This is a genomic window from Yersinia thracica, from assembly GCF_902170565.1.
Classification (GTDB): domain Bacteria; phylum Pseudomonadota; class Gammaproteobacteria; order Enterobacterales; family Enterobacteriaceae; genus Yersinia; species Yersinia thracica.
This window is the reverse complement of record NZ_CABHXX010000034.1, coordinates 75,509-99,406: the sequence shown is the minus strand read 5'-3', so window position 1 is coordinate 99,406 and position 23,898 is coordinate 75,509. Positions and strand designations below refer to the sequence as shown.

Genomic DNA, 23,898 nt, shown 5'->3' with positions numbered 1-23,898 from the left:
AGAGGATTATTATGACATTGTTAACTCATCTCCCAACGAACATGGTCACAATCAAAATTACTCAACCTGGTGGCCCCAAAGTTTTAGTCCCCGTAGATCGCCCGACACCTATGCCAGCTGCAGGTGAAGTGCTGGTTAAGGTTTCAGCAGCAGGAGTTAACCGCCCTGACGTCATGCAACGCCGTGGACAATATGCACCACCAGCAGGTGCCTCCGATATTCCGGGATTAGAGGTTGCTGGTGTCGTGGTTGCGGTTGCGGCTGATGTCTCACGGTTTAAAATTGGAGACAAAGTGTGTGGGTTAATCGCGGGTGGTGGTTATGCCCAATATTGCGTAATACATGAAAGCAATGCTTTACCTATTCCACCTAACCTCACTGAAATTGAAGCGGCGGCGTTACCCGAAACTTTCTTTACCGTATGGACTAACCTCTTCCAACGGGGCCATTTTACCGCTGGTGAAACGGTCTTAATTCACGGTGGCTCTTCAGGTATTGGGACTACAGCAATAATGCTGAGCAAAGCATTTGGCGCAAAAATAGTTATCGTCACCGTGGGGTCAGAAGAGAAACGTCAGGCATGCTTGGCATTAGGTGCAGATATTGCTATTAATTATCACACTGACGATTTTGTTGCCGAGACTAAACGAGTCACCGCTGGGAAAGGTGTCGATGTTATTGTCGATTTAATTGCTGGTGATTATGTCGCACGTAATTATGAAGCTGCCGCAATGAATGGTCGTATCCTGCAGATTGGCACTCAAAATGGGAATGCCAAAGACTTGAATTTGATGTTAATGTTGCTAAAACGTCTAACACACACAGGATCCACATTGCGCTCGCGTACTGTGACAGAAAAAGCGCTCATCGCCAAAGAACTGGAGCAACACGTTTGGCCATTGCTGTGTAATGGTCAAATAAAACCACTGATATTTCAGACATTCCCACTGAAAGAAGCCGCTAAAGCCCATGAATTAATGGAAAGCAGTACGCATATCGGTAAAATTGTCCTGACCACTGATGGCTGTTCAGCGCTATAATTATCCCCACTATGAAATTTCATCAGGTGAAATTGCAAAAAAAACGATTGTTTTCATCTGATGAATGAATAACATATTCACCCTATTGTCTATTTAACTATAACAGTTTTGCTAACTATTTCCTTAAACTGATATACTTTAAATTTAGCTTTCCATGCTAAACTATAACAAACTATTATGGTTTAACTTTAATGAGTTATTAATTACAAGGTTATCATTATGGACATAATTAAAAAAATATTAACCGACGACATCGCAAGAATAAATCAGAAAGAAAAAAGAGATGGTCGATTAAAATTTAACAGCGATTTTGTCTACAAGCACCCCTACCTTTGCCTCGCGATGCTAATATCATACTTTTTTGTCTTGATTTTAATGTACTTAACACCCTACTTTGGCACTGGCTATATGGTTGCCTTCACTGTTTTCTTTGTTTTGATGTCTGCTGTTCTCATGATGGAAATCAAACCCGTATTTAAATTCGACGATATTGGTATTCTTGATTTACGTGTTTGCTATAACGGTGAATGGTTCTTTAGCCGTGCGCTATCAACACAAGCAATTGATGAAATATTAAATAGTAAGGATATCAGCGATGATTTTAAAATCCGCTTTAAACATATTATTAGCAATAAAGGTGAAATAGACTTTTATGATGTCTATGATTTAGCCTATTTGCAAAAAAAATCTATGCGTACCAATGAGTCGAATCAAACTGTATCGTTGACCAGTACCTCCGCGATCAGGCATTAGTCACAACGATCTAGCATGACCTTCCCCTCTGCCAACCCCAGTAGGGGATATACTTTTGTGTATTAATTCTACTTTCTCAAAGATAAATCCGTAGTGGCAGGTATTACTGCTTAAATAGACAATATTGCCCAAGCCTTTGCTGATGCGACTAACGCTAGCAAAACTTTCCTTTTATTCATCAAAGTCATTATATTTAGTAGGGAAATGTCGTTAACATATTAAAATGACACCTATAATGATCCTATTGTTTCTAATCATAAAAGGCGGGTAGGCATGGACAAGATTGATGAACAGTTGATTACCATTTTAGCAAAAAATGCACGGATATCTTTGAAGGATCTATCACAGCAAGTCAATCTCTCCTCCCCCAGTACCTCTGAACGTTTACGACGCCTCGAAGAACGTCATATTATCCGCAGTTACACACTAGATTTGGATCAACAGGCATTCGGGTATAACTTGCAGGCTATTGTTCGGGTCAAACCCCGGGCAGGAATGCTACGGATAACTGAAGAAATGATTCAGGAAACACCTGAATGTGTTGAGTGTGACAAAGTGACCGGCGACGACTGCTTCATTAGCCGTTTATATATTCATTCAATGGGGCAATTGGATACGATTATTGACCGCTGGTCAGAACACGCCGAAATCCAGACCTCAATTGTTAAATCATCCCCAATTATACGGCGGTTTCCCCCGTTAATGCAGTCGTCCAAGGAAGGTAAAATTTGAAATCTGTACCCTAGCCCTCATTTTATCTATAATAAAAAGTTATTCTTGGCATAATTAATATATAAAAGCGAATAGCTGATGAGTAATAATCAAAGCCACGTGTCGAATTCATCGATTCTTACGCTCCCCTATACCCGTTGGGGTCAAGATAACGCGCAAAACTCCAGTGCCGTCGAGGCGCTGGAGCAAGGTAAAGTTCTTTTTCTACCTCATTTGGCATTTGAGCTGAGTGAACAGGAAATGCAACTGCTTGACCCCGCCTTGGTAGATGTAAAACGTAAAAATATCAGCTTTAAGCCGTTGGAAGGTACACTAACCGGCGTCACTGATGAAAGCAAAGTGACATTAACCCGTCAATTGCTCGAGCGTTATTATCAGTATTGCCTCAGTCTGGTGAATCAATTACTGCCGGATTATATCTCTGCCCTGCACAGTCCGACTAATAGCCTACGTTTGCACCCGGTTACGGCCTGGCGTGATAAAACATCTTGGCGTAAAGATGATAGCCGCTTGCATGTGGATGCTTTCCCTTCGCGGCCTAATTATGGTGAGCGAATCATCCGAATCTTCACCAATATCAACCCTCATAATCAACCCCGTGCATGGCGTGTAGGGGAAGATTTTTCGCAATTAGCTAGTCGCTATTTACCGCAACTTGACAGCTATTCCCCTATCCGCAGTTGGTTGCAGCATAAAATCGGGATAACCAAGCGCCGCCGCAGCCATTACGACCATTTAATGCTTCAACTGCACGATAAAATGAAGTCAGACTCTGATTACCAAAAAAATGGTCTACAGCAAGCCATTGATTTCCCAGCAGGTAGCAGCTGGATCTGTTTTTCAGATCAAACGCCTCACGCGGCGATGGGCGGGCAATTCATGTTGGAACAAACTTTCCTGTTGCCTGTTGCAGGGATGAAAAACCCTCAACAATCTCCACTAAAAATACTGGAATCTTTAACGCAGAAGTCACTGATATAGCACATTGCTGGTGCTTGCCGACTGTATACAGAAAGTCCGCTGACAAAGCGGATTTTTTATTCCAGCCTATACCTGATAAAAAAATGCTTATACGACTTGATCCCTGCTAAAAAAATAAATATCATTTTTCACAGAATGTAAGCCAACTCCATAATAGCTTGAACTGAGGCAAACAAATTGACCTTATCGAGCGAAGTCTATATGTGAAAGTTATTTAACTGTTAGATTTTATGTTAACAATAGGTTGATATCTTAGATATTGGTTTGATTTTAGGTGTGAACTTTACACCCGACACCTGTTGAACCTTATCAGATAACTATTGGAGGTTAATATGGTTAAGGTCTATGACAGAAATAGAAACCAAATTATTCCTGGCAAACGTGTTATGGTCGCACAAACAGGAGAAATTGACGTAGCGAAGGCTATTCATGCCGATGGTTTGGCACCTATACAAGCTGAACGGGAGCGGGTTGTAGAGCTACTGCATACCGGTGAACGCTATGTGCCTTTCGATTTAGTCAGACTAGGTTAATAATACTTAAATTGTAGTGCTTCCGCTAATTGAAACATTGTCTTATTGATGTTGTCACTTACTTTCGGGGCTTATCTATATTTAACAGATAGCCCCAGTTTTTTATTTATATAGTATTACTCCTAATAAGTCACTGCTAATAACTACAGATAACAAACCCACAGTGCAAAATCCTATTACACTGTGAGTTTTTGACTTGTTTGGATAATATTCATTCACTCCGAATGGTTTCAGCCTAAATATGGCATGTAGGCTCGATCACTTGGGCGACTTTCTTTTGGAAAGTCTCAAGCTGACAAAGTTTATTATCACCCTCGTTCTCACAGCCTTCAATGGTAATCGGAACAATTCTTGCCGGGTTATTTTTCAAGTCTAACTTATCTGCATTGTGCAACTGCTCCATCGTTTGATAGAACATTTTCACCGCTACATAGCGCTGATGGTTATCCGGATTCTGCCATAATTCAAAAACAAGCCCTCCGCCTGGTGGGGTGTTATCGGGCTGCTGCGGTAATTGCCAATTAGCTCCTAACATACCGGCAATGTTGGCAATATTGGTGTCATGCCCCCCGAGAAACAGCAATTTAGTTTGCGGTGACAGCGGCAGAGTTTGTCCCTGAGCATCAGGCTGCAACACTAATGCCGTATCAATCTGCTGCAATAGTGGGGTTCCTTTATGCCGGGCGATATAAGGGGTTTTGGCCATCAAATCGAACTGTGCATTATGCAGTGACAATAATGAAACCCAATTTTCTTCACCGCTGAGACGGTGCCAGGCGACATCGGGCATGGCCTGCGAATTTTGTAACAGGAAAATTTCACCCAATGTCGACGATAGCGCCAGTGGCCCACTTAATGAAACTTTTGTCCCTTCTTTATTTACGTTGATTTCATTTGCTGAAAAAGTCGCGAAATCACAGCTTTTTCTATTTTGTTGCAATGACTTACAATAAGGTGAAGCCGCAAAATTCAGCACCTCGCCCATTAGAGCAAAGGGCTTGGCATAACGCTGGCTCAGCTCACTTAATGGCCCCCCCAATCGTTCTTCAACAGCCTGATGAGTTTTCGTTGGATCCAATTTACATACCCCCGCCTCGACGGTATGGAATAACGGGTCAATTTTTTTCAAATCAGCTTGATAATGTACTTTCAGGCCGCAATCCGGGGCTATACCGTCCAGAAATGCCTGCCCGGTTAAGCGAGTTCGTTGATCAACATCAGCCTGCACATAGATGGCCCCGTCTGCCGGACACCCCGTCGGCAACAGCCCGTGGCTGCGGAAATACTCACCATAAAATCCGCCCATTAAGGTGACTAACTCGGCCCCCCGCGGCGTTAAATAGCCCGCTTTTACTGGCCATTGAGGCCATTTGTCCGGTGTAACATCATTCATTAACTGTGTTTGTTTCGTCGGGGAGCGAACACCGTGACGGCTCAAAATCACCACGCGTTCCAGAGTGTAGCCGGTAGATTGTGCTGCAAGCGGTGCGGCACTTAGCATAAAACTACTGAGCACCAAAGTGAGTGCAGATAACCACAGATATTCTTTTGCTATTGTCATAATTTTATATCCTTATTAAAACTACGAATATTTTTGCCCTCTCGAGTATGGCCGAGGATCACAAACCTCACAATGTGGAAAGTAATACCACTCCATCCATGGAATAGGTTGACGAAAAATTTCAACCTGAACACGCTAAACTTGATTCGCTTCTCATTGTTAGAATGATAATTAGCCGATTATGTGAGCGATCACGCGGACGAAAACAGCAGCCATGACTTTGGCAAAGATATTCTGCCGAAAATCACCGAACAGGGCCATGTTTGGGCGCATCCGTTCTCATTATCTTGTGTTTCCACTTCACCCCTGATTATTGGCGTGATGTCGGGACATTAGATGCCTATTGGCAAGCAAACCTCGACCAAGCTGCTATCACGCCAGAATTAGATATGTATGACTCACATTGGCCGATACGCACCTACGCCGAGCCATTGCCACCGGCAAAATTTGTACAAGATCGCTCTGGCAGCCATGGTATGACCATGAATACGTTGGTGTCAGGCGGCTGTTTTATCTCCGGCTCAGTCGTGGTCAACTCGGTGTTATTTTCTCGGGTGCGAGTCAATTCATTCTGTAATATCGATTCTTGTGTATTACTGCCCGACGTCAATGTGGGGCGCTCTTGCCGGCTGCATCGCTGTGTCGTAGACCGCGCCAGTATTATCCCCGAAGGCATGGTGATTGGTGAAAATACGGGTGAAGATGCTCGCCGTTTTTATCGTTCGGAAAGTGGAATTATACTGGTCACCCGAGAGATGCTAGCGAAGCTGTAAAGCCGTGGAGCTATCAATGTTGAATTGCCCAGGCATGGACAAGTAGGGAATAGTTTATATAATCATGCCAAACGAATAAAAGGGTCTGAATATGTCATTTACTGAATGGGTCATTTTAGGTGTAGTGATTGGTTGTGCCGTTGGCGCCTTACTAAAGATTTTTGGCAAGAAAAAAGACCATTAGCCCTTTATGTTCCCTGATTAATGAAAACAGCACTGATACTGTGCCGTTTCATTCTCTTTGCCGATAATGATTTCTTACCGCACGGCAATCAAGTCAGTCACTGGTGCAACATCCATTCGCAACCCTGGCCCTCCCACTAATAAGGCGGCACTCCCATACCAAAGTGCCATTGAGTACACCGGCCTCCGTACAAATTAAAAAGCGGCCATTATCGGCCGCCTTTCGCATTGACGAACTCACTCATTCTGATTAGCGCGAAACAGGAACAGCCACTTCCTGTTGCACAAAACCATAGCGGCTCAGTGGGGTAACTTTAACTGATGTAGGTGACGACTTAATCGCGAATTGCTTGGTGGCACCCGGCATAATATAAGGGCTGCCTAAAGGAACAACTTCATTGCTCGGCACTAAAATTACCTGCGGGCCAAGGCGAACGACATGTTTGCTCGGGTTCTTAATAATCAAGTTGTTGCCGGATGTAGAGATAACCAATTCCTGCCAAGGGGTTTTAATCTGTGGCACAGCATTTGGCTGAATGAGAAAACCAATTTCTTGACGAATTGGCATCACTGTCGCATTACCCGGTACCTGTTCTACACCTTCAAATGAAGCTTTTAACAATACTTCTGAATCCAGTACCGTGCCTTTCTTTAATACAAAGTTAACTTGCTGACTTTGCCCGGCATCAATGCGTGTTACCGGCGGAGAAATCAAAATTTGCTTACTCAGATTTTTACCCTCTAAGTCAACCAATTTGGTCACCAGCAAGATCGGGTTCGCCGCGGTGTTTTCAATAGTGAAACTGGTGCGGCCATCACTTTCCTTTAAAATGACCGTGGTGCTTTCTAATTTGAAAGATGCATTAGATGCCAAACTCCAGCAGCTTAACAACACCAGTAAATTGAACATAAAAAACGATTTAACACGTTTAAGAATATGAGTACGAGCAGCCATTGCACTCATACTGTCATGACTAACCATCGTATTTTTCATAATAGATCCTATGTCTAAAAAATATTCACTGAGTATCTGCTTGCTCGACAATTTAAAAATTAATGACATACAGCGTCAGCAACTTCATATAATGCATCCTGATCAAACTTATCCGGCTCAACATAACTCACCACACATTCACTACGATTGGTGGCTTTAACACGTAAACTTGCACCAATCGCTTTGTTTTCCAACATAAAGTTGCCATCACCAATAATGGTTCCCAGGAAGTTACCCTTTTCATCAAGCACATTAGCCCCCACTGGCAACATTTCACCATCGCTATCACGAATACTCAGTAATAATTGACGAGTTTCTGTTGCTTCAAAATTACGGGTGGCGACGGTGCCACGTGTCATTTTCAAATCGGCACTGGTACTGTTAAGGCGAATATTCAGTGGCAATGTTTTAGTGCTTATTTGTGCTTTTGATGCCGTATATGGCATCACCGAGGGTAATAATGCCGTCCCGGCATAATCAGTAATCGATGTGCCACTGCTGGGCGACGAAATACGCAAATTAGACTGACTCGGTATATTCACTACCGCAAAAGTATCACCAATTGCTGACGAAGAAGTGGCAAAAGTGCTATTGGCATAAGCCATTGAGCCATTGGCAGAAACATAAGCTGAGCGGCTATTGTTGGTTGCCTGAGAAACCCCACCGGCCAGTTGTGTATACGCCGAGTTCATATTCATGGCCCCATTAATACGCCGCTGACTATCACTACCAGTTATACCAAACTGATAACCTTTGTTGTCTCCCCAACGACCTTGATAAGTGCTACCTAAGGTCATATTGCCATTATTACGCTGCATCCGACCACTGAGCGATCCGTTACCCAATGGCATAGTGATGCCCACATATAGCGCATTTTGCCCCTGCGAAGTGGATTGAAAACTTAGCGTCGTGGTCACCCGGCCAAATTGTTCACTTGCTGAGAATGTATGTGAAACACTATCAGCCGCCTGATAATACATATTATTAGACAAAACATAGGAAAAAGCGCCCCAGCGAGGATGCGCCCACGTCATCGCTGCCGAGGTCGAGTTCTTCAGTTTACCGTACTTTAAGTCATTCAGATTATTGCCGCTGCTCAGGGCATTATCCGGCGACCAATAACTTGATGAGTCATATACTGTCGACAATGAAGCACTCAAATTGCCGTTAATTGCGACCTGATTTTGTAAGGTGAACTGGTAACCCTGCCCGACATCTTTTGTATTAGAGTAACTTGCCGCTGCCGAAAACCAGGCATTCTCCAGCCCACTATAAAGATTTTGTACATTAATATTTTGATAATCAGGGGAAAGCAGCCCAGCAGAGGTCATACGCAATGCGCTCATCGGGTTAAAAGACATCTCACCCGATGCCAATAGTGGCGACTTGCTCTCACTGTCATTCAGACTATCGCGATAACGGCCTAATCCCAGTTGGTAGGTCGTTGCCTGCTGTTCAAAGTTAGGATCCAGCGCATTCGATACGGTAAAATGCTGCTGGGTACCATCTTCTTCAATAACATTAACATCCGTAACCACCCCACTGGAAAAGTTACTGATATTAGACAACGAAAATGGCCCCGGTGGCACGACGGTGCGGTAAATAACCCGTCCGCGCTGGCGAATCTCAATGGTGGCGTTAGTATTGGCAATTCCTTCAATGGGCACCACCAACTGTGTATTATTCAGTTGAGCATTATCGGAATATATTTGGGCACCAGCGATCGGCAAGCCGGAATATGTGTCACCGACTAAACCAAATTCACCTAACTGCACCACTGATTTCAATGATTCCACCGCGCGTAATGCGTAGGTTTCCTGATTATCGTAATGGCCTACCCCTTGATTATAGGTATAGGTGCCCCGGTTACGTAGTACCCAGTTATTAAAGTTAATTCCCGGCTGAAACTGTCCTTGGAATAAATTAAGATTATCGCTATTACTCTCAATTCGCTGACCAAACAAATTATAGTTCAGTAATAATGCATGACCGCCACTTTGGTAATCACTGCCTTCCATCTCAGGATCAAATGCTTCTTGGGGCAACGTCATTTCCACCCGGAATTGGCCGGGAAATAGTTTTATAGCCACACCAGGCCATAAGGCTTCAATATTTTCACAACTGTCGCCACTGTCTTTGTGGCGTAGCTTCAATGCAATCAGCAACTTTCGGTCTACACACAAATTCCCCTCACTGTCGAAGGTCACTTCAATATGATAGGTTTTATTGGCATTCACAATGATGGTGACATCATGCTGACCGGGTAAAAATTTATCTTTTTTGCTGAAAAAATCTGCTAACTCCGCCGAATACCCCAAACCTTCCAGTGTTTTTATGTCAAATGCCACTGCGCCCTCTTTTGTTGCGGAGAAAACCGCTACAGGGAAGAGAGATAAAAGGAATGCTGTAAATGAAAACGCAACACAACGCGCAAACACATTGGTGTCCTAAAAATAAGGAAAACGGGTGGGTTAATAGAAAATATGGCTTTATGCAAAAAAAAAACACACCAGACTATTAAAAATTGAAAACAGCCTGATTTATAAGATTTTTATGAATTAAATACCAAAAGAAAAATTCATGGTCGCTGAACCATCAATATTGATATTTTCAGTGATAGCCCCACCCATGGTAGTTGAGCCTGCCAATGTCGGTATTACCGTAAAATCGGCACTGAATACTTTACCTGCTTTTGCTGTAGTCGCATTTTCAGACCAGCCAAAGCGGAAATTATTGGTGAGCGTCTCTAAAGTATGTCCGCCCTGCAATATGTTATTAGCATCAATAAAATAGAGTAAGCTGCTCACTCCATCAACAGTGGCATTACTCATGGTGGTTTTATAAAAACCCACTTTCCCGTGGCCATTCACAAAACCCAAACCGAAATTGTGGATACCGGTGTTATCACTAACAGAGGATTTGCGGTTATCAATCGCGTTTAAGCTTAGATACGTCACGCTGTCACAAGTGACTGTCCAGGTTTTTGTGATCGACGGCAATACTGTTACTGCTGTACCACTTTTTATCTGGCTCGATGAAATCTCACCGACATTATAAATACCGCCATCAGGGGCATTAATAGTACAGGTTGGAATACCAATCTTTCCTTTCACTTTTAATTCAGCAGAAGGCGGTGCCGCCTGTACGGTGACAGATAGAATTAATAAGGTGAAAAGAGCTAATTTGAAAGTATGCGTTTTCATAAAATGATGAGTCCTTCCAATATATTAATATTGTCAACACTTATCCATACCTCTGTTTTAAGGCAAAATTGAGGACAGAAATAAAAATCCGCCCTCAATTTATACCGTGACGAGCAGGTTATTTAGATACCGAATGCAAAGTTCATCGTCAATGAACCGTCGATTTCTGCATCTTCAGTGATCGGGCCACCCATCGTCGTGGTGCCAGCCAAGATCGGGCTAACAGTAATATCAGCAGTAAACACTTTACCGGTGCTCTGGGTGTTAGCAGCAGATGACCAACCGGTGCGCAAGCCGGTTGTCAGCGGAGCCGTTGTCGCCACAACAAAGGTTGAGGTCGCGGAAGAGAAGACGTTAGATGTTTTACCATCAACAGTGGCACTCTTCATCTGTGCAGTGTAGTAACCGATTTTGCCAGTGCCATTCACGTTACCCATACCGAAGTTAGTTGTTCCCGCAACACTAGCAGAGGCAGTGCGGTTATCCACTGGTGTAAAGTTCAGGTAAGTTTCTGCATCACAGCTTATTGTCCAGGTTTTAGTCATCGGCGTCAGGGCCGTAGTCGCAGTACCTGATTTAACTAAAGATGAAGACAGGTTACCAAAATCGTAAACACCCTCATCCGGAGGAGAGATAGTGCAGCTTGGCACAGTCAGCGTACCTATTACTTTTAATTCTGCAGTCGGTGCTTCTGCATTGGCAGCATTAATACCAAAAATTAAAGAAGACAGTACAGTAAGTTTAGCCAGTTGCTTTTTCATTTAAATAATCCTGATATAGTGTTTATCGCGTTGCGATACCCAAACGTTAATAGGCCTGGTGCCTGGGAGTTGAATTCATTTTCTATTTGGTTGACCCAAATCAAAATATGGATTCAAAATTTATGCTGCCATTAGACGTTTTGAGACATTCCTTGTATATAAGACTGTAGGCTGATTTAATGTAGGAAAGGTCTTACACGCAAGTTAATCATGGCGTGATTTTGGCAAATAAATTCTCTTAATCTACGTTTAATTGCGAAAAAACGAGAGAATATCTCGAAGAAATGATTTCAAATAAAAATTAAAATACAAGCAAAATCAATTAAATAAATAAAAATCTATTTTTTACGACTCTGTTTTAATTTTATATCTCACTCCGCTTTTCTCCACAGGAGAAATATATTAACCACCAGTTTAATACTCAATTATTATTTATAATAATTCCGCTTTACAGATTTTATTGCCAACATACTGATAACTGCATCGACTTTACGTGCCAGAAAAATATCATGATTATCGGCATGCACTTGATTATTCCCGCCCGCCGTCTACCGCGACCACTTTACCTCCCAGCTTTTCGACCTCACTGGATGCCCCTTTAAAAGCTTCGTGATCCCAGAAATGCTGCGTGCCGACCACTGCGACAGCCATTAATTAGCCCACAGCAATCACCCGACCTCCACTCGCGTCCCCAATTTCCGTGCCAACCCTTTGGCACCTTCGCGCATAACACTGTTATGGTTCCAGCGAAAAAGCGGTGCCGCTATGGGGGACAGGTGATTCATCCAGCGCGTATTGGTACGGATATGCCAGTCGTAACGGACAATAGTGTCAGTGCCATCATAAAATAATGACCACAGCCCGATACCTTCAACCTCGCCACTGGCTTGCCCCTCCAGCAACTGCAAGGGACTGATTGTTAACACATGAATATCAAAGGTTACTCGGTATGGAAATACACCTTTCCAGATATAGCGATGCAATGCGCCGATGCCATTAAGATCACCCTTTTCAATCTCGACAACCTGCTCCAAACTTTTCCACCAACTCGGCCACAAATCCGGACGGCAAAGAATATCCCATACGGCTTGCAGCGGAGCCTCAACTCGCCAGATGGTCGAAAACCGGTACTCAGCCATGCTGCCAGACTCCGTATTAAGGGGTGAAAAAATGCTCAGGAAAGTGCAAATTGACTATCATGGCGTCCATTACTACGGTTTCCAGTTGCTGTCCATCTGCGCCATAACTCACTACTTTGACAGGAAAATTTTGACTCTTTTCCAGCCAAACATCATAGCGATGCACATTATCCACCGTGACGCCAGCCGGGCCGGTTACCGAAAGATGCAATACCGGCTGCTGTGCTAATACTTCGTCACCGAGAATAGCCGTCTCACCGCTTTGTTGTAGGCTGCGGATATGACTGAGCAACGTCCCAATATCTGATTGATCCACACGATGACCATTTTTATCACGTATCAAACTATTGGTCGGCGACAGACTCAGCACCGGTAAACTATTTATTCCGAATGGCCATAATCGCACTTTGCCACTGCTTGGATCATAGACCAGCGCCGCGCCATTATGGGGTTCGGTGAAGTCCATGCGCACATATCCCGGCTTACGGTAACTGTAACGAATCACAGTTAAGTCCCCCTGCACCGACTGAGAACGCACTCTAACCTGATAGGATTCAGTTTGCTCAAAATGGCGGAGAGCTACACTGATAGGGTCATTTGCGCTGGTCTTGATTTGTGGGGTGAATATCATGGAAGCATCATAAATTTGATGTGTGGCCGTCGTTGCATAGGCAATACTCGACGACATAAAAACTGCCGCCAATAGGGTGAGTGAACCGGTTAAGCCGCGAATAGTTTTCTCCTTGGGGCAAATAATTCAAGCCCATGATTAACTATAGGCCTAAGTATCAACAAACAATTACCAACAAACAATTACCAATGAGCAATCCGGATGTATTATTTATCGCCTTGCTTTGCCAACTTACTGTGATAAAGATCGCTGAATTTTTTTTCTATAAGTGCTTGAATAATGAAAGAGCATGAGGCGTTTTACCCCTCAGAAAGCGGATATTCTTACCCGTTTGCGAGGCGGGCCTTTCAAGTTCTCGGGTATCTCTTCATGAAACGGTTGCGTTCATGCCCCTTTTTACGGCATGTTTACAACAACACTTCCCTGCTTTAGACGTTCGAATTATCACTTTGTGAGCAACCTGATGATTAAGTGGCTGTGGAAAGCAAATCAACCGCAAGCGGAGCGGCTTGCACAGTGGCGTGAAGCGCTGAATATCCCTCTATTGGCACCTTTAAGTGACGAGGAGCAACAGCGGCTGGTTTCTGTCGCCAGCCATTTGCTGCAACAAAAACGCCTACTACCACTGCAAGGGTTAGTATTAACGCCGTTGATGCAGGCCCGCCTAACACTGTTATTCGCCCTGCCAGTGATGGAATTGGGAGCTAAATGGCTGGATGGTTTCCATGAAGTGCTGATTTATCCGTCCCCTTTTGTGGTTGATGACGACTGGCAAGATGATGCGGGCTTGGTCCACACTGGGCAAACAGTGCAGTCCGGTCAGAGTTGGGAACAGGGGCCGATTGTACTGAATTGGCAAGATATTCAGGACTCGTTTGATTTATCAGGTTTTAATTTGGTTATTCATGAGGCTGCCCACAAGCTGGACATGCGCAATGGCGGTCACTCAAACGGCGTGCCACCCATTGCCATGCGTGATGTTGCTGCCTGGGAATATGACCTACATCAGGCGATGGATAATATTCAAGATGAGATAGATATGGTGGGTGTCGACGCTGCCAGTATGGATGCATACGCCGCCAGTGATCCTGCTGAATGTTTTGCGGTGTTATCCGAATACTTTTTCAGTGCGCCCGAGCTATTGGAAAACCGTTTCCCGGCGGTTTATCAGCATTTCTGTACTTTTTATCGTCAAGACCCGCTGGCCAGACTAAAACGGTGGGAAAACGATAATAAAAACGCCGAGATCTTGCATCCACTGAATTAGTTATTGGCTCAACGCCTTAAACCATAAAGGCATAAAATGGCGAATTTACCTGATTTAGCCATTATCTCTCGCTGTCTTGCTCAGATGCTGAGCAGTCGAGCCAAATGTACCACTTTAGCGTTGACAGTATCGGGCATGCTAGATATCATGCGCCCCGTTCACACGATTCCTCTGTAGTTCAGTCGGTAGAACGGCGGACTGTTAATCCGTATGTCACTGGTTCGAGTCCAGTCAGAGGAGCCATATTAGAGAAGCCCGCTTAAGGAAACTTAAGCGGGCTTTTTGCTACTTTATTGCTAGTGGGCGGTTATCGCCATCGGCGGCCAGATTCGCCAGCTGGCTGAAAGTTAGTTATTATCCCCCCCCATTCTCCCTTCGGGCAGCCTGATGTCTACGATTTACGATACCTTTATTGCCCCGCCGTGCCATGACAAGATAGAGATTCTCTATCATGACGATCATCTGGTGCTTATCGATAAACCTACTGGGCTACTCAGTCTCTCGGGGAAAAATCCACAAAATCTCGACTCGGTGCATCATCGACTGGTACAAATATTCCCCGGCTGCACTCTGGTCCACCGCCTTGATTTCGGGACTTCCGGGCTGATGGTCATTGCCCGCAATAAAGCGATTAATGCTGCCCTCTGCCAACAGTTCAGTCAGCGCACCGTAACCAAGGTGTACAGCGCGCTGCTTTGTGGACATCTGGACGACAACGAAGGAATCATAGACGCGGCGATTGCCAAAGACCCAGCACTGTTCCCGCTGATGTCGATTTGCCCAATCAACGGCAAGCCCGCCCGTTCCCGCTATCAGGTCATTGAGCGCTTTTATCACGAACTGGAAGACAATAGATTATTGCCATTGACGCGGGTACAGCTCACCCCGGAGACCGGGCGCACTCATCAACTCCGCATCCACTGCCAGCAGTTGGGCCACCCTATTTGGGGCTGCGACTTGTATGGTGGCCGCCTGCTACCCGGCACCGAACAGACACCGCGGCTGATGCTGCATGCCAGTGAGCTACATTTTGTTCATCCCATCAGCAAAGAGCGGATCAAAGCCCGTAATACCTGCACGTTCTGAAAGCGAAAATATTTATAACCAGCCGCTGTGGAGAGGGTCGCTGCAAAGACGCCCTAAGTCTCGCCATAGTGTTCTTTTGAGAAGCCCATTTTAAAGAAAAACCCACTAGAGGAAACCTCAGTGGGCTATTTGATGATTGGGTTGTTTTGCGGGCGAGTGCTACAGCGCGTAAAAAGTGCTACAGCGTGTCAAAAGTACTACAGCACATAAAAAGTATTACAGCGCATAAAAAGTATTACAGCGCATAAAAAATCAATGCAGCAATACCACCAAATAAAATCCATTTAATCAGATAATAAATTGTGCGGTTCCAGGCTTTTAAACGTTTACCCACCTTCCGTACCGCATAGATATATTTGAAAGCTCGGTTGACCCCACCGGTTCTATCCCCCTCTTCATTGGGGGCAGTGGCGGCACTCATTAAATTACGGCCCAACCAATGGTTAATCCATTGCGCCCAGCGATAGCGCATCGGGCGCTCAATATCACAAAATAAAATGAGCCGGTTTTGCCCACTGTGATTTTCGGCATAATGAATATAGGTTTCATCAAACAATATTCCTTCACCGTCACGCCAGCTATAAGTGGTGCCATCAACATCAATAAAGCAGCGGTCATCATTCGGCGTTATTAAGCCAAGGTGGTAACGCAAAGACCCCGCATAAGGATCACGGTGGCGAGGTAAACGGCTGCCGTCTGGTAACTCAGCAAACATCGCCGCTTTCACCGATGGCAATCCTTGTAATAATGTGGTGGTGTGTGGGCACAATGTCATTGCCGATGGGTGGCTATCTTCATACCATTTCAAGTAAAAGCGCTTCCAGCCCGTTTTAAAAAAAGAATTAAAACCTGCATCATTATATTTATCCGATGCTTTAATTTGCTGGATTTTCATTAACGCCTGACCTTCTTCCCGAATTTTTAACCAGTTATCTCGCAATACGGTCAGTTCGGGGAAAAGATCCTGCTTTAAATAGGGCGTGGTGGGCACGCGTGAGAATAAATACATAAAGACATTGATCGGCGAAACAAATGTCGAATGGTCTGAGAGCTGACGCCAGAATCTATAACGCACTTTCCCACGGAAATGCACATAGGCTACACACAAGATGAAAAATAATAGCACTATATATTTCATGATGTCCTATCAATAAATATTTTTGGTAGCTAAATATTTAGTCTATTCCCATTAAACTTTCCAACTAAAAAGAATTTAAAATAATGACAAGGGACGAGAGCATAAGAATTAGTAAGCAATAAGTGTTTGTATATCGCTATCATTTAATGTGAAACAGCCAGTAAAACAACGGCCTGCGGAAAAATCCCCACTTAACTCTCGTAACAATTGTAATTCAAAACGCCCCGTGTCCAACGAGTAACTCAGCAACTTTGCTTCAAGAAAGTCAAAATACCGTCCAAGCTGTGGGTATATTGCTTTAAATAAGCTTTCTTTCGCGGAAAAAGCTAGTGTTAGCAAGTGGTTAAAAGGTAATGGACCCTCGTGAAAATGCTGATATTCCTCTTCACTGAGAATACCTGGCCACAGGTTGGCGGCTCTTTCAGCAGGAATTAAACTTTCTATATCCAAACCAATACCATGCAAGCGGCGCTGGGGTTCTAAAGGCTCAGCGGCAGATGTTATTATTTGCGCGGTACACAAAGCGCGTTGATTATTATGGCTAATGCTGCCAATCAAACCGGTCGGCCACAATGGTGCGCGATCGATGCCATTCGCTAGCGGATAATCACGCACTTCCAGCATATTCAGAACTTGCCTGGCAACAAAACGCCCGGCCAGATATTCGGCGCGCCGTTTAGCCACCGCTTTTTGTAAACTGCCCGGAAACGCGATGCCATAGACGGTAAACAGCTCATCCCGATATTCATTCACATCAAAATCACATTTAGCCAAAAGCCCATGAAACAAGGGTTGGTCATTCAGACCGGTAGCGGGTAATGCAGCAAAGGTAAAATTACGGATAAATACCGACGTCACAGGTTATCCTAATCATCTTAATTAATGGCGTTTTATAGTAGTAGTTAACCTCCTTTGCCACAACATCAGAACCTCGCCATGTGAACTAAAACGTTATCCACTTCAAGTTGCGCCTCATTTATAACCCGATAAATCATATCTATCGCCACGCGGTCGATTGATCATAAGACAATATGAAATGATACTTCACAATTATTGAAACGCAGTTCCTGTCATTTCTTTTTCTGTGACACTGGTCAATTTAAAAGCAAATGTAACCCGCTAGGTTTATCACCCTGGGGATAAAGGAATAGCCCTTTTATATAACTATTCCATTATTAGAAATAATCTCTTTTTACCTGTTATTTTAATGACTTCTGGAGACCACTGAATGAAATTCTCTATGAAATTTCCTAAGCCGCTACCAACACTCTGTCTGGCTATTGCTGCTATTTTATTTAGCCAAATAACCGCCGCCCAGCAAATTAAAGCTGCCGATGTTCATCCTAAAGATTATCCCAATGTCGTAGCGGTTAAAAATATGGGTGACAAGTTGAAGACCGTGACTGACGGGCGATTGGAAATTAAAACTTTCCCCGGCGGGGTATTGGGTGATGAAAAACAAATGATAGAGCAGGCTCAAATGGGAGCCATTGATATTATTCGTGTTTCCATGACCCCGGTGGCGTCTATTTTACCGGAGATCAGTGTCTTTACTCTGCCCTATATGTTCCGCGATGAAGATCACTTGCATAAAGTGCTTGATGGAAAGATTGGTCAGGAAATTGGCGATAAAATCACTAACAATAAAAATTCAAAATTAGTCTTCCTCGGTTGGATGGATGCGGGCACCCGTAATCTGATAACCAAACAGCCGGTCATTAAACCAGAAGATCTCAAAGGCATGAAAATCCGAGTGCAGGGCAGCCCTATTGCACTGGCAACACTAAAAGCAATGGGGGCCAATTCACTCAGTATGGGTGTCAGTGAAGTGTTCAGCGGGATGCAAACCGGGGTTATTGATGGCACCGAAAATAACGAGCCAACTTTTGTCGCGCATAACTACTTGCCAGTGGTTAAAAACTATACCTTGAGCGGCCATTTTATTATTCCAGAATTGTTCCTTTATTCTAAAGTTAAGTGGGATAAATTATCTCCTGAAGATCAACAAACCATTCTGAAACTGGCAAAAGAAGCACAAGCAGAACAGCGGGTATTATGGCAAGCCTATGTGCAGCAATCTCATGACAAAATGAAAGCAGGCGGCGTGCAATATCATGAAATCGATCATGACTATTATTACCAAGCCACTCAGCCGGTACGTGATGAATTTGGCAAAGATTATCAAGACTTAATCCAGCAAATTAACGCGGTCAAATAATATTCTTTTGGCGGTATTAATAATTTTAATACCATCGATATATACCCAAAGTCATTGGTGTTGCAGCAAGACGGAAAATAAATCAATTCTGATGAGCTTACACAAAAGTAAGTGATTCGGATGAACAAACGCCGCTAACACTGCTGCAGCGCCAAGGACGAAGGGTAATCTGAGGTTTCCGCTATGGCTCGCTCTTATCTATCAACGATGGATGCTTTATATCGCCTGTCAGTTTGGGTGGCGGGTATTGCATTAATTATTATGGTTGCAGTTATTCCCATTGGGATATTCACCCGTTATGTCCTAAACGATGGTTTATCCTGGCCCGAACCCGTGGCTATTTTATGCATGGTGACATTTACCTTTGTCGGCGCTGCGGCCAGTTATCGTTCGGGTTCGCATATTGCCGTCAGCATGGTTACCGACCGGCTCTCTGAAGCGGGTAAAAAAATCTGCCTGATATTGGTGGATTTGCTGATGATATTAATCAGCCTGTTTATTCTGGTTTACAGCTTTATTTTGTGTAGCGAACTTTGGTCACAACCCGTGGCGGAGTTCCCATTACTGACCGCCGGGCAAACTTATATTCCTCTGCCGGTAGGCTCTGCAATTACCCTGTTGTTTATTATCGAGCGCCTGTTCTTCGGCTCGCAGACCCACCGCCCGGTAGTCATGATTGGCAATTCATAATTTGGGGAACTTTGCCTTATGGACGCATTTATTTTAGTTTTTACTTTGGCCATTTTGTTGGCTATCGGTGTACCGGTGGCTTATGCCGTCGGCTTGAGTGCCATTGCTGGCGCATTTTGGATTGATTTACCGCTGGAAGCGGTAATGATTCAAATTACCAGCGGCGTCAACAAATTCTCATTATTGGCTATTCCTTTCTTTATTCTGGCCGGTGCCATTATGGCCGAGGGGGGAATTGCGCGGCGGCTGGTGAGTTTCGCCTATATTTTCGTCGGATTTATCCGTGGCGGCCTCTCACTGGTGAATATCGTCGCCTCGACTTTTTTCGGTGCTATTTCAGGGTCGTCAGTGGCGGATACCGCCTCTATTGGCTCGGTGATGATCCCGGAAATGGACAAAAAAGGTTACCCACGTGACTTTGCGGCAGCGGTGACCGCCAGTGGTTCAGTTCAGGCAATATTGACGCCGCCTAGCCATAATTCAGTGATTTATTCATTAGCCACCGGCGGTACTGTCTCGATCGCGGCGCTGTTTATTGCTGGGATATTGCCGGGTCTGCTGCTCAGTTTTACCCTGATGTTAATGTGTGTCGGTTTTGCTTATAAGCGGGGCTACCCCAAAGGTGAGCGGGTGCCGTTCCGTCAGGCGCTTAAAATCTTTGTCGACACATTATGGGGGTTGATGACGGTGGTCATCATCATGGGCGGGATTCTTTCTGGCGTGTTTACTGCCACTGAATCCGCCGCTATTGCCTGTTTATGGTCATTTTTCGTCACCATGTTTATCTATCGTGATTACAAATGGTCAGAGTTACCCAAGCTGATGTATCGCACGGTAAAAACCGTCACTATCGTGATGATTTTAATCGGCTTTGCTGCCAGCTTTGGCGCGATCATGACCTATATGCAATTACCCGAGCGTATCACTGAGTTCTTTACCTCGGTTTCAGATAATAAATACGTCATTTTAATGTGTATCAATATCATGTTGCTGCTGATTGGCACCTTGATGGACATGGCCCCGTTGATTTTGATACTGACGCCAGTGTTGATGCCGGTCACCAATTCATTGGGCATTGATCCGGTGCATTTCGGTATGATTATGCTGATAAATCTGGGAATTGGCCTGATTACACCGCCGGTGGGGTCAGTGCTGTTTGTTGCCAGTGCGGTGAGTAAACAGAAAATTGAGCAGGTGGTAAAAGCCATGTTGCCGTTCTACGGCGCACTGTTCTTGGTGCTGATGCTGGTGACGTATATTCCAGCAATATCGCTGTGGTTGCCAAGAGTCTTTGGTGTCTACACCGGCTAACACGTCAGCTCGCCATCTATCATAAATATGTCGGGCCGCTGACTAGCCCGACATAAAAAACACCTCTAAATCAATACCATAAACTCATTATTGGCCAACCCACCAGCAGCAACATGCTAATGTAGAACACCCCCATGATCCCACCCAGCCGCCAGTAATCTTTCGATTTCACATAGCCGCAGCCGTAGATAATGACGCCAGGGCCGGTAGCATACGGGGTCAAAACCCCCATGATCCCGATAGACAACACCAACAACATGGATAAATGCTCCATTGGCACCCCGCTCAACCCTTTACCCACGGCTAAAATCACCGGCAGCATGGTGGCGGTATGGGCAGACAAACTCGCGAACAGATAGTGGGAGAAATAGAACACTAACACCAATGCCACCACCGTCATATTCGGCGAGAAGCCGTCAAGATGAGTGCTCATGGTGTTGGCGAACCTTTCTGCCCCGGCTGGCGTAGTTGACTTAATTGTTTGGCATAGCGCGATAAACGGCAGTCGCTATTTTCCATCAACACCACAATGTCCGGGACACTGGCTATAGGATAAAAGCCACAAGCTTTAAATAAGCTCTCATTTTTAGTTTTGGTATAAATAAACAAATGGCTGTGATGGCGCTCATAGGCCAGATTGACCAGCTCTGTTGCTAATGTCAGCGCCAACCCTTCGCCCCTCACCTGCTCACTGATTGCCACACATTTGATAATATTGCCGGCAATACCACCGCAGGCCAGCAGTTTTTCATTACGGCTTACGGTAATAAACACCTCAACGGTGGTATCTATATTCAGATCATTCGCACGCAAGAAACGGGTTATTTCTGCAATCTGCTGATGGTCTGAACGATTAATTAGACTAAATACCGTATCCATAATTCACTCTCTACCATAACGTTTACATAACAAATAAAAAACAAGTTAAAAAATCAGTAATGAAATAAACAATTACTCATTATTTAAATAAAAATTTACATAAAAACAACAAGATAAAATAAATTTACATGGCTTTATTTTTAATTTTAATTAATTTGTGCACACATGCTAAACATAAAAATAGCGCGATTAATTGACCTGTTTCACATATAATAGAGTAAATATAATTTATTTAATGGTTTTAATTTTCTTAATTATTAATATATTTTTTTATTTCTCTTAGCTATTTAATTATTGACTGAATTAACTTATGTTAATGCCAGTGCAATAACCCATATGTTAATTAAGGTGAGTAATGTGTCGACCCCCTCTGCCGATCTCTTCACATCAGGCAAATTAAAATGGCGCAGCCGGATATGGAGCCGATTGCAAAACATGGCTTTTCCACTGCGCATATTTCTGCTGCTATTAACCGTCTCTATTCTGTTGGTCGGGGCACTGGATCGCTTTCTCAGCCATAATTTTGAGCAATATCTGCTGGATCAAGTCAGTAAAACTGCAATGAATCAGGCCAAAATAATCGCCTCAATGGATTCCGTCGTGAATGCGGTTAAACATCGCGATAAAGCCCAATTAGCCCACATTGTCGACCGGCTGGGGAATAGTTCGGATCTTGATTACCTGGTGATTGGAGATACTCAGTCCATTCGCCTCTATCACCCTAATCCGCAAATGATTGGCCACCCAATGCAATGGACTAAACCCGGCGCATTGGAAAGGGGCGAGAGCTACATTATTTTCGGTAAAGGATCTATCGGCGAAGCCATGCGGGCTAAAACCCCGATCCGCGATGAGCAGGGAAAAATCATTGGTGTGGTTTCTTTGGGTTACCTGATCAGCAAAATAGACCACTGGCGGTTAATTTATTTGTTGCCACTCACCCACTCTTTTCTTTTCGTGTTGGGAATATTGCTACTGCTATCATGGCTATTTGCTCACCATATCCGCCGCCAAATGATGGGGATGGAACCGAAAGAAATAGCCCGCGTGTTGCGCCAGCAAGAAGCTTTGTTCGGTGCCGTATTTGAGGGGCTGTTAGCGGTTGATCCTGAGGGCAAGATCACTGCAATCAATCAAAATGCGCGTAAAATGTTGCGCATCTCTGCCACGCCACAGCAATTGATTGGTCGCAAAGTCAGTGAGGTGGTTGCTCCTGACCACTTCTTCCTCGATCAAAGTGGTGATAATCGCCAGGATGAACTGTGTACCTTAAATGGTTTGAATGCCATTGCCAACCGAGCGGGTATCTGGTCAGAAGAGGGGGTTTTTCAAGGCTGGGTGGTGAGTTTTCGCAGTCAGGATGATATTCATACTCTCAGTGCCCAACTCAGCCAGATTAAACAATATGTCGAAAATCTGCGCACTGTGCGCCATGAGCATCTCAATTGGATGTCGACCATGAGTGGGCTGTTGCAGATGAAAGAGTTTGATCGGGCACTGGAAATGGTCAAAACCGAATCCTCTTCTCATCAAGCGCTGATTGATATGTTACGCACCGCATTTGATAACCGGCAAATTGCGGCGTTATTATTTGGTAAATACCATCGGGCCAAGGAGTTAGGGCTGAATTTGAATTTTGTCCCCGGCTGCCAGTTAAATCATTTGCCCGCCACTATCGGCGAAAATGAACTGGCTGCCATTATGGGGAATCTGCTGGATAATGCTTTTGAGGCGAGCCTCAAAAATCCTGAGGGTGATAAACACGTTGAAATTTATCTGTCCGATGAAGGTGATGATGTGATTTTAGAAGTCGCCGATCACGGGTGCGGTATCGACCCACAATTTCAAGATAGCCTGTTCGAACGGGGTATCAGCTCTAAAAATTCAGATGAACACGGCATTGGCCTGTATCTGGTCGCCACCTATGTGCAGCAAAGTGGCGGCACCATTACGATAGAAGAGAATCCGCCACGCGGCACCTTATTTACCGTCTTTATTCCGAAGACACATTAATTTCAAAGACGG

Annotated in this window: 20 protein-coding genes, 1 tRNA gene and 4 pseudogenes; 13 read left to right on the top strand and 12 right to left on the bottom strand. The window is 44.4% G+C overall.

Features of this window, described 5'->3' with window-relative positions; translation table 11 throughout:
* The first annotated feature begins 11 nt into the window (after positions 1-11).
* From FTA91_RS05545 to ydfZ, 5 genes are all read left to right on the top strand, one after another.
* A complete protein-coding gene (locus FTA91_RS05545; protein WP_050114210.1) occupies positions 12-1,040 on the top strand; it encodes an NAD(P)H-quinone oxidoreductase in 1,029 nt (342 codons plus the stop codon).
* A gap of 219 nt (positions 1,041-1,259) precedes the next feature.
* On the top strand, positions 1,260-1,793 hold the full coding sequence (locus FTA91_RS05540; protein ID WP_050114212.1) for a YlaC family protein: 534 nt from the start codon (positions 1,260-1,262) through the stop codon (positions 1,791-1,793).
* A gap of 273 nt (positions 1,794-2,066) precedes the next feature.
* Positions 2,067-2,525: an Lrp/AsnC family transcriptional regulator gene (locus tag FTA91_RS05535; RefSeq protein WP_145535430.1), complete on the top strand. Its 459-nt coding sequence runs from the start codon at positions 2,067-2,069 to the stop codon at positions 2,523-2,525.
* A gap of 78 nt (positions 2,526-2,603) precedes the next feature.
* Complete coding sequence (locus FTA91_RS05530; RefSeq protein WP_186377344.1) at positions 2,604-3,506, top strand: Kdo hydroxylase family protein; 903 nt, start codon at positions 2,604-2,606, stop codon at positions 3,504-3,506.
* Between the two features lie 332 nt (positions 3,507-3,838).
* Positions 3,839-4,039 carry a putative selenium delivery protein YdfZ gene (gene ydfZ, locus FTA91_RS05525; protein WP_050114216.1) on the top strand — a complete coding sequence of 67 codons (201 nt, stop codon included), beginning with the start codon at positions 3,839-3,841 and terminating at the stop codon, positions 4,037-4,039.
* Positions 4,040-4,274: 235 nt separating this feature from the next.
* On the opposite strand, the gene FTA91_RS05520 is transcribed toward ydfZ, so the two are convergent.
* The gene (locus FTA91_RS05520; protein ID WP_050114218.1) at positions 4,275-5,600 is read right to left on the bottom strand and encodes an AppA family phytase/histidine-type acid phosphatase; all 1,326 of its coding nucleotides are present in this window, start codon (positions 5,598-5,600) and stop codon (positions 4,275-4,277) included.
* Positions 5,601-5,789: 189 nt separating this feature from the next.
* Here FTA91_RS05520 and FTA91_RS05515 point away from each other — a divergent pair.
* Positions 5,790-6,373, top strand: a pseudogene (locus FTA91_RS05515) (GlgC family sugar phosphate nucleotidyltransferase); the annotation flags it as partial.
* A 433-nt stretch (positions 6,374-6,806) separates the two neighbouring features.
* Here the strand turns inward: FTA91_RS05515 and FTA91_RS05510 are convergent.
* From FTA91_RS05510 to FTA91_RS05480, 7 genes and pseudogenes are all read right to left on the bottom strand, one after another.
* Complete coding sequence (locus FTA91_RS05510) at positions 6,807-7,538, bottom strand: fimbria/pilus chaperone family protein (protein ID WP_408065633.1); 732 nt, start codon at positions 7,536-7,538, stop codon at positions 6,807-6,809.
* A gap of 71 nt (positions 7,539-7,609) precedes the next feature.
* A complete protein-coding gene (locus FTA91_RS05505; protein WP_145535433.1) occupies positions 7,610-9,988 on the bottom strand; it encodes a fimbria/pilus outer membrane usher protein in 2,379 nt (792 codons plus the stop codon).
* Positions 9,989-10,108: 120 nt separating this feature from the next.
* Entirely contained in the window at positions 10,109-10,753 is a 645-nt protein-coding gene (locus FTA91_RS05500; protein ID WP_145535436.1) for a DUF1120 domain-containing protein, read from the bottom strand.
* Between the two features lie 122 nt (positions 10,754-10,875).
* A complete protein-coding gene (locus FTA91_RS05495; protein ID WP_050114224.1) occupies positions 10,876-11,514 on the bottom strand; it encodes a DUF1120 domain-containing protein in 639 nt (212 codons plus the stop codon).
* Positions 11,515-11,951: 437 nt separating this feature from the next.
* Positions 11,952-12,165, bottom strand: a pseudogene (locus tag FTA91_RS05490) (ABC transporter substrate-binding protein); the annotation flags it as partial.
* A gap of 17 nt (positions 12,166-12,182) precedes the next feature.
* Entirely contained in the window at positions 12,183-12,653 is a 471-nt protein-coding gene (locus tag FTA91_RS05485) for an SRPBCC family protein (RefSeq protein ID WP_145535442.1), read from the bottom strand.
* Between the two features lie 16 nt (positions 12,654-12,669).
* The gene (locus tag FTA91_RS05480) at positions 12,670-13,341 is read right to left on the bottom strand and encodes a DUF1571 domain-containing protein (RefSeq protein ID WP_050114227.1); all 672 of its coding nucleotides are present in this window, start codon (positions 13,339-13,341) and stop codon (positions 12,670-12,672) included.
* 406 nt (positions 13,342-13,747) lie between these two features.
* Between FTA91_RS05480 and mtfA the strand changes: the two genes are divergently transcribed.
* The 3 genes from mtfA to FTA91_RS05465 all read left to right on the top strand — a co-directional run bounded on the left by mtfA (position 13,748) and on the right by FTA91_RS05465 (position 15,637).
* Positions 13,748-14,551: a DgsA anti-repressor MtfA gene (mtfA, locus tag FTA91_RS05475; RefSeq protein WP_145535445.1), complete on the top strand. Its 804-nt coding sequence runs from the start codon at positions 13,748-13,750 to the stop codon at positions 14,549-14,551.
* 167 nt (positions 14,552-14,718) lie between these two features.
* Positions 14,719-14,794, top strand: a tRNA-Asn gene (locus FTA91_RS05470).
* A gap of 144 nt (positions 14,795-14,938) precedes the next feature.
* Positions 14,939-15,637, top strand: coding sequence for an RluA family pseudouridine synthase (locus tag FTA91_RS05465; protein WP_145535447.1), 699 nt, complete (start codon positions 14,939-14,941; stop codon positions 15,635-15,637).
* Positions 15,638-15,872: 235 nt separating this feature from the next.
* On the opposite strand, the gene lpxO is transcribed toward FTA91_RS05465, so the two are convergent.
* Together lpxO and FTA91_RS05455 are read right to left on the bottom strand one after the other, a co-directional pair.
* On the bottom strand, positions 15,873-16,775 hold the full coding sequence (gene lpxO / locus FTA91_RS05460; RefSeq protein WP_145583022.1) for a lipid A hydroxylase LpxO: 903 nt from the start codon (positions 16,773-16,775) through the stop codon (positions 15,873-15,875).
* Positions 16,776-16,883: 108 nt separating this feature from the next.
* Complete coding sequence (locus FTA91_RS05455) at positions 16,884-17,633, bottom strand: 4'-phosphopantetheinyl transferase family protein (protein WP_050114234.1); 750 nt, start codon at positions 17,631-17,633, stop codon at positions 16,884-16,886.
* 382 nt (positions 17,634-18,015) lie between these two features.
* Here FTA91_RS05455 and FTA91_RS05450 point away from each other — a divergent pair, with 382 nt between their 5' ends.
* The 3 genes from FTA91_RS05450 to FTA91_RS05440 all read left to right on the top strand — a co-directional run bounded on the left by FTA91_RS05450 (position 18,016) and on the right by FTA91_RS05440 (position 20,994).
* Positions 18,016-18,993 carry a TRAP transporter substrate-binding protein gene (locus FTA91_RS05450; RefSeq protein ID WP_050114368.1) on the top strand — a complete coding sequence of 326 codons (978 nt, stop codon included), beginning with the start codon at positions 18,016-18,018 and terminating at the stop codon, positions 18,991-18,993.
* A 183-nt stretch (positions 18,994-19,176) separates the two neighbouring features.
* Positions 19,177-19,683, top strand: coding sequence for a TRAP transporter small permease (locus tag FTA91_RS05445; protein WP_050114235.1), 507 nt, complete (start codon positions 19,177-19,179; stop codon positions 19,681-19,683).
* 18 nt (positions 19,684-19,701) lie between these two features.
* Complete coding sequence (locus FTA91_RS05440; protein ID WP_050114237.1) at positions 19,702-20,994, top strand: TRAP transporter large permease; 1,293 nt, start codon at positions 19,702-19,704, stop codon at positions 20,992-20,994.
* A 70-nt stretch (positions 20,995-21,064) separates the two neighbouring features.
* Here the strand turns inward: FTA91_RS05440 and FTA91_RS05435 are convergent.
* Positions 21,065-21,439, bottom strand: a pseudogene (locus FTA91_RS05435) (anion permease); the annotation flags it as partial.
* 2 nt (positions 21,440-21,441) lie between these two features.
* Positions 21,442-21,873 (bottom strand): annotated as a pseudogene (locus tag FTA91_RS05430) ([citrate (pro-3S)-lyase] ligase); the annotation flags it as partial.
* A gap of 336 nt (positions 21,874-22,209) precedes the next feature.
* On the opposite strand from FTA91_RS05430, the gene dpiB reads away from it, so the two are divergent.
* Entirely contained in the window at positions 22,210-23,886 is a 1,677-nt protein-coding gene (gene dpiB, locus FTA91_RS05425; protein WP_186366602.1) for a sensor histidine kinase DpiB, read from the top strand.
* Positions 23,887-23,898 lie beyond the last annotated feature (12 nt).